Below are 5,025 nucleotides of genomic sequence, written 5' to 3'. Positions count from 1 at the left end.
GGCCCCAGAGGGACCGCACACCACCGCCGCACGCCGCTGAGACAGGGCGCCCAGATCACGCGGGGACCACGGGGCCGCCCCCGCACGCCTCGGCACACCCGCGCAGCGACGGGGCGCTCCGGGACTCCTCGCGGTCCTACGCCCGTTCCTCGCCGGAGTGACCCCGCGGCTGGGAAGGGCGCCCTCGGTCCGATGGTGGTACTCGGCGCGCCTGCGCATCACGCTGGGAATCACCCTCACCTCTGCCGCCGTGTTCGCCGCCATGGTGCTGTTCACGCTGCAGGTGCTCCATCTCACCGCCGAACGGACGACCGACGCCCGTCTCAACCGCGAGGCCGCGGACTTCTCGACGTTCATGGACGCGGGGATCCTGCCGTCGGCCGAGTCGGAGAACCCCACCACCGAGCAGCTGATCCGCGCGTATCTGGCGCAGCAGTACCCGTCGGCCGAGCTGCTCCTCGTGGGGACCGCCACCACCTCGGGGACGCAGTTCACGCTCTCGAGGTTCAGCTCGGACGACGACACCCTGTTCCCCCCGGCCATGCGGTCCCAGATCCAACGGATCGGGCTGGTGTCGGATGAGGGGTCCGGTATCATCGACGGCACCGTGCGGTGGCGGAAGGCCGAGGTCGACGGCCCGGCCGGGCCGACCAACATCGTGGTCGCGATCAGTGACGCACCCACCCGCGAGGACACCGGTCGCGTCGCCGACCTCCTGCTGAGCACCGGCGCCGGCGGCATCGTCCTCAGCGCGCTCGTCGCCTGGCTCCTGGCCGGCCGGATGATCGTCCCCGTCCGGAGGATCCGTGAGGCCGCGGAGACGATCTCGGCCGCGGACCTGTCACGACGGGTCCCCGTCGACGGACCGGACGAGATCGTCTCCCTGGCCGACACGGTCAACGCGATGCTCGAGCGCGTGGAGGAGGCCTATCGGACGCAGCGGGAGTTCCTCGACGACGCCGGCCACGAGCTCCGCACGCCCCTGACCGTGGTCCAGGGGAACCTGGATCTCATGCCGGAGGATCCGCAGGAGCGGGCCGAGACCACCCGGATCATGCAGGACGAGCTGTCCCGGATGACCCGCATCGTCGAGGACCTGCTCACCCTGGCGCGCTCCGACCGCCCCGACTTCCTCCAGACCGCCCCCACCGACGTCGCGGAACTGGTTCTGGACGTCGAGGCGAAGATCGACGTGATCGCCGACCGCGAGTGGTCGGTGCTGCCGTACGCCGAGGACGTCGCCCTGCTGGACCAGCACCGGATCACCCAGGCGCTCATCCAGTTCTGCTCCAATGCCGTGCGGTTCACCGGACCGGGGGACCTGATCGAGATCGGCTGCCGGGTGATCGCCCCGGGGGACCCGACGGTCACCGACGATCTGGCGGTCGGCCCACTGCCCGACCCGCCGCATCGCGAGAACTACCGACGCCGGTTGCTGTGGTGGGTGCGCGACAGCGGCCCGGGGATCCCGCCCGGCGAGGAGGAGACCATCTTCGAGCGGTTCCACACCGCCCGCGGTCAGCTCCGCGACGGTCGCGGGGGAACCGGGCTGGGCCTGGCGATCGTCGCGACGATCGCCCGGGCCCACGGGGGCCGCGCGTTCGCGTTCAACGCCAAGGGCGGGGGCGCCGCGTTCTGCATCGTCGTCCCCTACGTCCCCGCGAGCTTCGATTCCGACGCCGGGGACGAGGTGGACACCGACCTCGACGAGGCCGCCCCCACGGTCGGTCGGGGGCCCGAGCGTCGCCGCCGATCCGGCAGGGGGCGGTACGAGCGGAACCGGCGATCCGGCGCACCCGGGGACACGACCTGATGACACGCTCGAATCACATGCTCCGCGTGGAATACTCCATTGTCTTAGAAGGAGGGTTGCATGACGAATGTGCTCGTCGTGGAGGATGACGACCTCATCCGCTCGGTACTGGTCAAGGCACTCGGCGGCGCCGAGTACACCGCACTCGAGGCGGTGGACGGGGACAGCGCGCGGTCCATCCTGTCGACCATCTCCGACATCGATCTGATGTTGCTGGACATCGGCCTGCCGGACATCGACGGCCTGACGCTGCTCCGCGAGGCGCGCGACCGCGGGTTCGCGGCTCCCGTCATCATCCTCACGGCCCGCGACAGCGTCGCGAACACCGTCGAGGGACTGGACTCCGGGGCCAACGACTACATGGTCAAGCCCTTCCGTGTCCCGGAGCTGCTGGCCCGCATCCGGCTCCGCCTGCGCGAGCACGAGGCGTCGGAGGACCCCGGCATCCTCGAGCACGCCGGCATGCGCCTGGACATCCGCACCCGCCGGGTCGAGGTCGACGGCCGGATCCAGGAACTCACGAACCGCGAGTACTCGCTGCTGGAGATGTTGCTGCGCAACAAGGGCGAGACCATCAGCCGTGAGCAGTTGCTCGAGAGCGTGTGGGGTATGGACTTCGACCCCGGTTCGAACATCGTCAACGTCTACATCCGGTCGTTGCGCCGCAAGATCGGTGAGAACAAGGTCCACACCGTCCGGGGCGTCGGCTACCGCGTGGAGTGACCGCTCCACCCCGACCGGACCACTGCGGCGCCGGACCCGTGATCGGGTCCGGCGCCGCAGTCGTGCCGGGTGGTGGGGGCCGCCCGGCCGGGCGATCCCCACCACGCTCAGACGGGGCTCACCCCGCGGGCGCCTCCCATCCGAACGGCATGAGCACGCTCTGCAGCTCGCAGTAGGCGTCCAGCCCCTCGGGTCCGTTCTCGCGGCCGAGGCCGGAGTTCTTGAAGCCGCCGAACGGCGCGCTCGGGTCGAAGGCGTACCAGTTGATGCCCATGGTGCCGGTGCGCACCCGCTGCGCCACGGCGAGCGCGGCGTCCGGGTCGGCCGAGTACACGGCTCCGGCCAGACCGAACTCGGAGTCGTTGGCGATCCGCACGGCCTCGTCGACGGTGTCGTACGCGATGACCTGGAGCACGGGCCCGAAGATCTCCTCCTGGGCGATGGTCATGGAGTTGTCGACGTCGGTGAACACGGTCGGCTGGACGAAGGCACCCTCGGCGACGCCGGCGGGCAGTCCCTCGACCTTCCCGCCGCCGTAGGCGATGGTCGCGCCCTCCTCGACACCCTTGCGGATGTACCCCTCGACGCTGTCCTTCTGCTTGTGGTTGGCCAGCGGGCCGAACGCGGTGCCCTCGGCGGACGGGTCGCCGACCGGCATGGCCTTGACGTTCTCGACCAGGGCCTCCACGACCTCGTCGTAGCGCGACCGCGGGGCGAGGATGCGGTTCTGGGACACGCACGCCTGGCCGGAGTTCATCAGGGCGGAGAACACCATGGTCCCGGCGTTGGCGGCGATGTCGGCGTCCTCGAGGATGATCGCCGCGCTCTTGCCGCCGAGCTCGAGCGAGCAGCGGGTGAGGTTCTGCGCGGCGATCCCGGCGATGTGCTTGCCGACCCCCGTCGAGCCGGTGAACGAGATCTTGTCGACCTCCGGGTGCGAGACCAGGTGGTCGCCCACCGAGCTCGGGCCGGTCACCACGGACAGCACACCCTCGGGCAGGCCTGCCTCGCGGAACAGGTCCGCCAGCCACAGCGCGGACAGCGGGGTCGCGGACGACGGCTTGAGGACCACCGAGCTTCCCGAGAGCAGGGCCGGGCCGAGCTTGGCGGAGTTGAGGTAGAGCGGGACGTTCCACGCGGTGACGGCGGCCACCACCCCGACGGGCTGACGGGTGACCACGGACGCCCCGTAGTCGCCGTGCCGGACCTCGGACCACGGGAAGTCCGCGGCCAGCTTCGCGTAGTACCGCAGCACGCCGAGCGTGGGTGTCACCTGGATCATCGCGGCGGTCCCGGGAGGGGTGCCCATCTCGTCGGAGAGGATCTGGCAGACCTCGCCCTGGCGTTCCTCGAGCATGTCGGCGACCCGGCCGATCAGCGCGCCGCGCTCGGCGGGCGGGGTGAGCCGCCACACGCCCGACTCGAAGGAGTCCCGGGCCTGGCTGACCATCTCGTCGACGTCCTCCGTGGTGGACTCGGCCACCCGCCCGACGACGGCGTTCGTGGCCGGGGAGGTCACCTCGAGAACCCCGGTGGTGATGGGATCGGTCCAGCGCGTGCCGGAGAAGAGCTTGTCATGGACGACGACCACGGAGACCTCCGAGAGGTAGAAAACAAGAACGTGTTCCACGATGGTAGACGAGTGCCCGAGTCCCCGGGCGGACCTCGGCGACGCCGCCCGGTACCCACCGCGTCCGGCGGATGCCGCCCGGTACCCGCCGCGCCCTCCGGACCCGCGCCTACCGGGCCCGCAGCACCAGCACGAGGTTCGACACGAGGACCTCGCGGACCAGCGGCACGCGCACCAGCCACCACGCCCACCGCGGGTGGTACCGCGGGAAGGCGGCCAGCAGTTCGCCCGACGCCGTACCCCGCGCCCACTCGAGGCCCTCCGCGCATCCCACCTCGAACAACGACTCGCCGTAGACGTTCTTCGGCGGGTGCCCGTGTCGGCGTTCGTACATCCGCCGGGCGCGCTCCCCGCCGAGGTAGTGGGTCATCCCCATCTCGTGACCGCCGAACGGGCCGTACCAGAGGGTGTAGGAGACCACGACGAGGCCACCGGGTCGCGTCACCCGGAGCATCTCCTCGGCCATCGTCCACGGCTCGGGCACGTGCTCGGCCACGTTGGAGGAGATGCACACGTCCACCGAATCCGACCGGATGGGCAGCGACATCCCGCTGCCCCGGACCGAGCCCGACTGGTCCAGCCCGGCAGCGGACATCTCCCCCACGTCGGGCTCCACGGAGACGTACCGCGCGCCCTCCGCGGCATAGGCCTCCGAGAAGTAACCGGGCCCTCCCCCCACGTCGAGCACCGTGAGCCCCGGGAGCCGGGCGCCTGCCGGGTGCCCGGTATCCGTCGACGACGCGGCGTCACCCGCCCCGCCCCCCGACGGGTCACCCGGCCGGTCCCCGGACTCCGCCCACAGGTCCGCCACCAGCTCGACGGTGTCCCGTGCCAGCCCGGAGTAGAAGGCGTCCGGGTC

At 71.1% G+C, this 5,025-nt stretch carries 4 protein-coding genes; 2 read left to right on the top strand and 2 right to left on the bottom strand.

Annotation, left to right across the window (positions count from 1 at the left end; all coding sequences use genetic code 11):
• Positions 1-157 precede the first annotated feature (157 nt).
• Entirely contained in the window at positions 158-1,813 is a 1,656-nt protein-coding gene (locus G6020_RS11065; RefSeq protein WP_347238363.1) for a HAMP domain-containing sensor histidine kinase, read from the top strand.
• A 60-nt stretch (positions 1,814-1,873) separates the two neighbouring features.
• Positions 1,874-2,536: a response regulator transcription factor gene (locus G6020_RS11060; protein WP_179523602.1), complete on the top strand. Its 663-nt coding sequence runs from the start codon at positions 1,874-1,876 to the stop codon at positions 2,534-2,536.
• A 118-nt stretch (positions 2,537-2,654) separates the two neighbouring features.
• Here G6020_RS11060 and G6020_RS11055 read toward each other — a convergent pair whose 3' ends face one another.
• Together G6020_RS11055 and G6020_RS11050 are read right to left on the bottom strand one after the other, a co-directional pair.
• Entirely contained in the window at positions 2,655-4,166 is a 1,512-nt protein-coding gene (locus G6020_RS11055) for an aldehyde dehydrogenase (protein WP_347238362.1), read from the bottom strand.
• Between the two features lie 109 nt (positions 4,167-4,275).
• The coding region (locus G6020_RS11050; protein WP_182610666.1) for a class I SAM-dependent methyltransferase at positions 4,276-5,025 on the bottom strand (750 nt) is incomplete at its 5' end.

It is taken from the genome of Dietzia sp. B19 (genome assembly GCF_014145155.1).
GTDB classification, from domain to species: Bacteria; Actinomycetota; Actinomycetes; order Mycobacteriales; family Mycobacteriaceae; genus Dietzia; species Dietzia natronolimnaea.
Note: the sequence above shows the minus strand (reverse complement) of the source record. Positions and strands in the feature narration are given on the sequence as shown.

Excerpts from the sequence above, each read along its gene's own strand:
- G6020_RS11060 (WP_179523602.1), top strand. The coding sequence starts at position 1,874 with ATGACGAATGTGCTCGTCGTGGAGGATGACGACCTCATCCGCTCGGTA.